General features: G+C 70.9%; 1 protein-coding gene and 1 pseudogene. Both read left to right on the forward strand.

What is annotated here, in order from left to right:
- Positions 1–1,660, forward strand: a pseudogene (locus CH341_RS29385) (L,D-transpeptidase family protein); the annotation flags it as partial.
- 507 nt (positions 1,661–2,167) lie between these two features.
- Positions 2,168–3,699, forward strand: a 1,532-nt coding sequence (locus CH341_RS33915) for a peptidoglycan L,D-endopeptidase MepK (protein ID WP_245431307.1), incomplete at its 3' end; no start/stop codon positions are given.

A 3,699-nucleotide genomic window follows, 5' to 3' on the forward strand; every position in this document is an offset into this window, starting at 1 on the left:
CGCTCCGGCGCCCGCCGCGACGGCTCCGGTCGACGCCGCCCCCAAGGCCGCGGCCGCGCCGGTGCAGGAGCCCACCGCGACCGGCACCGTGCCGGTGGCGCCGCTCGGCAAGGTGCTGACCGTCGATCAGCAGGCCGGCGAGAAGCTCGCCGAGCTGATCGCCCGCAAGACCGACCGCCGCTTCGACGCCAAGACCCGCGCCTCGCTCGAGACTTTCTACGCGGCGCGCAGCTACGGGCCGCTGTGGACCGAGAACGGCGCCGTCAATGCCCGCGCCAAGGCGGTGATCGCCCAGCTCGGCAATGCCGAGGCGGACGGCCTCGACGCCGACGACTACGCCGTTCCGCAGCTCAAGGCCGACGCCTCGGCCGACGATGTCGCCGAGTACGAGCTGAAGCTGAACCAGTCCGTGCTGGCCTTCGCCAAGCACGCCGCGGTCGGCCGCATCCACTGGTCGCGCATCAACGGCGACGTGGTCTACACCAACACGGCGCCCGAGGCGGCCGAGGTCTTGGGCAAGATCGCCTCCGCCCAGGACAAGAACGCCGGCGCGGCGCTGGCCGGCTACCTGCCGCAGCACGCCCACTACAAGGCCCTCAAGGCGAAGCTCGCCGAGATCCGCGGCCAGAAGGGCGACGCCCACAAGCGCATCGGCTACGGCCCGGCCCTCAAGCTCGGCATGGACGACGCCCGGGTCCCGGATCTGCGTGAGAAGCTCGGCGTCGCCGGCACCGGCACGGCCTACGACAAGCCGCTCGCCGACGCCGTGAAGGCGTTCCAGAAGAAGCAGGGCCTCAAGCAGACCGGCGTGTTCGACTCGGCCGCCATCGACGCGATGAACGGCCCGCGCAACGACCGCACCGCCGACATCATCCTGGCCAATCTCGAGCGCTGGCGCTGGATCCCGCACGATCTCGGCAAGTCGCACGTGATCGTCAACATCCCGGAATTCATGCTGCGCGTGTACAACAACGACGCGCAGATCTGGACGACCCGCGTCGTCGTCGGCAAGCCCGGCAACCACGCGACGCCGCTCCTCTCGGAGACGATGAAGTACATCACCGTCAACCCGACCTGGAACGTGCCGCCGTCGATCGTCTACGGCGAGTATCTGCCGGCCCTGCAGCAGGATCCGACCGTGCTGCAGCGCATGGGCCTCACCGTGTCGCGTAACCGCGACGGCTCGGTGCACATCTCGCAGCCGCCCGGCGCCGGCAACGCGCTCGGCCGCATCCGCTTCAACTTCCCCAACAAGTTCCTGGTCTATCAGCACGACACGCCGGACAAGAACCTGTTCGCGCACGACACGCGCGCCTACAGCCACGGCTGCATGCGGGTGCAGAACCCCGACAAGTACGCCGAGGTTCTGCTCGGGCTGACGCTGCCCAACGAGCGCTACACGGCCGAGCGCATCCGCGCGATGTACGGCTCGGGCGAGCGGGACATCAAGTTCCCGACCCCGATCCCGGTGCATCTCACCTATCAGACCGCGTTCGTCGACGACGGCGGCAAGCTGGTGGTGCGCCCCGACATCTACGGCCGCGACCAGCGCCTGATCGCCGCCCTCAAGGGCGACGAGCGCCGAATCGCCGACACGCCGGTCGAGCGCCGCGAGGCCTCGTCGTCGGGCGCGGTGCGCCGCCAGGCGGTGCGCCTGCCGCAGGAGCAGCCGCGGTCGAGCGGTTTTCCGCTGTTCGACCTGTTCCGCTGAGATCCTTTTCGCGCGGACGCGCCGGCGTCCCGCATCGACGCGTCACCAGCGGCCGGGCCAGTCCCGGCCGCTTTCTTTTGCGGCGACGCACGGGCGACGCGCCGGACAAGCATCAAACGCGCCACGTCCCGGGAAGCTCTCGTTCACGACGAGTCGCGAATCCGGCGGCCTGCAAGGGATGCTCGAAAGGGTCCGGGCGCTCCGGTAAAATACTAGTCTTCTCAAAATCTTCGGACGGAGTGGCGTGGCGGCGACAGGCGGCTTCTTTTTGCCATACTCACGGTTTAGTGAATGACTTGTGATGGGGAGAGGGGGGAGCAGCTCGGCTGCCGTTACCGATCCCGTAAGGACGAGAACAGCCCTGTCGTCCGACCGTGCACGGGGGTGCGGTCAGACGACGCGCTTCGCGGACACCGTTCGCGAAGACGTCGGAGCGTTGTCTGAAGGGGATCGAACGTGGCAGTGAGCAGCGTCCGCCACGACTCGGCGACCGGCATGGTTCTGCGTGCCGGTCGCCGAATCGGCCTCGCCGCCGTCCTGGTCTTCCTCGGCTCCGAGGGGCTCCAGACGGCCGCGGCGAACGGTGACACCCGCACGCTGACCTTCCACCACACCCACACCGGCGAAGATCTCACCGTCACGTACAAGCGCGACGGCCGCTACGACGAGAAGGCTCTCGAAAAGATCAATTGGGTGCTGCGCGACTGGCGCCGCAATCAGCCGATCCGCATGGATCCCGGCGTGATCGACGCGGTGTGGGAGCTCACCCGCGCGGTCGGCGCCACCGATGTCGACATCATCTGCGGCTACCGCGCGCCGGCGACCAACTCGATGCTGCGCGCCCGCTCGGGCGGCGTCGCCGAGCACAGCCAGCACATGCTCGGCAAGGCGATCGACCTGAAGGTCCGCGGCGTCTCGCTGGAGAAGCAGCGCGAGGCGGCGCTGCGGCTGCAGCGCGGCGGCGTCGGCTTCTATCCGGGCTCGCAGTTCATCCATGTCGACACGGCGAGCGTCCGCCACTGGCCGCGGATGACCTACGACCAGCTCGCCCGCGTCTTCCCGGACGGCCGCACCGTGCATGTGCCGTCCAACGGCAAGCCGCTGCCTGGTTATCAGCTCGCCATGGCCGACCTGCAGAAGCGCGGCTCGTCGTCGCCGTCCTTCGCGGCGCTCGACACGACGTCTGCCGTGAAGCCGGCCAAGAGCCTGCTCGCCTCGTTGTTCGGCGGGTCCAAGGATCCTGAAGAGGACGAGGATTCGTCTCGCTCGGCTCCCGCCGCCTCGCCGAAGCCGGCCGCCGCGCCGCGCCAGACGGCCCGCGCCGCCGCGCCGCGCATCGAGACCGCCAAGATCGAGACGGCCAAGATCGAGACCGCCAAGGCGGAGCCGGCCAGGGCCGAAGCGGCGAAGGCCGAGCCCGCGAAAGCGCACGCCCCGGTTCAGGTCGCGCGTTCCGAGCCGGCCAAGATCGAGACGGCCCGGCCCGCCGCCGCCCGGACGGCGGCCGTCAAGCCGGTGCCCGCGAAGCCCGACTCCGCGCCCGAAATGTTCACGCTCGCCTCGGCCGGCAGCACGCCCGTGACGCTCGGCTCCGCCGGCGGCATGCCGGTGGCCGAAAGCGCCCCCGAGAGCACGTCGGTCGCCGTGCTGGGCGAGGCGCCGCCGCGGCCGCCCGCCGATCTCGGCTCGACCGCCGCCGCGGCCGACCAGCAGCCCTACCGCACCGCGTCCGCCGATCCGATGGCGCCGGTCGGACGCGAGCGAACGCCGAGCCAGACCGGCTCGCTGTGGTCGCGCAACACCGACACCGCCGATCGCGTTCCGCTCGAGCTCGCCCTCGCCTATGCGTCCGAGCCGGACCGCCGCGGCACGGCCGCGGCGCCGGCCCGCGCCCCCGCCATGGGCTCGCTGGTCGACCGCGCCCGCATCGCCGCCGCCCCGCCCGCTCCAGCATCCGCGCCCGCGGTCGCCCCGGCGTCGGTCGACGG

It is taken from the genome of Rhodoplanes roseus, assembly GCF_003258865.1.
Lineage (GTDB): Bacteria > Pseudomonadota > Alphaproteobacteria > Rhizobiales > Xanthobacteraceae > Rhodoplanes > Rhodoplanes roseus.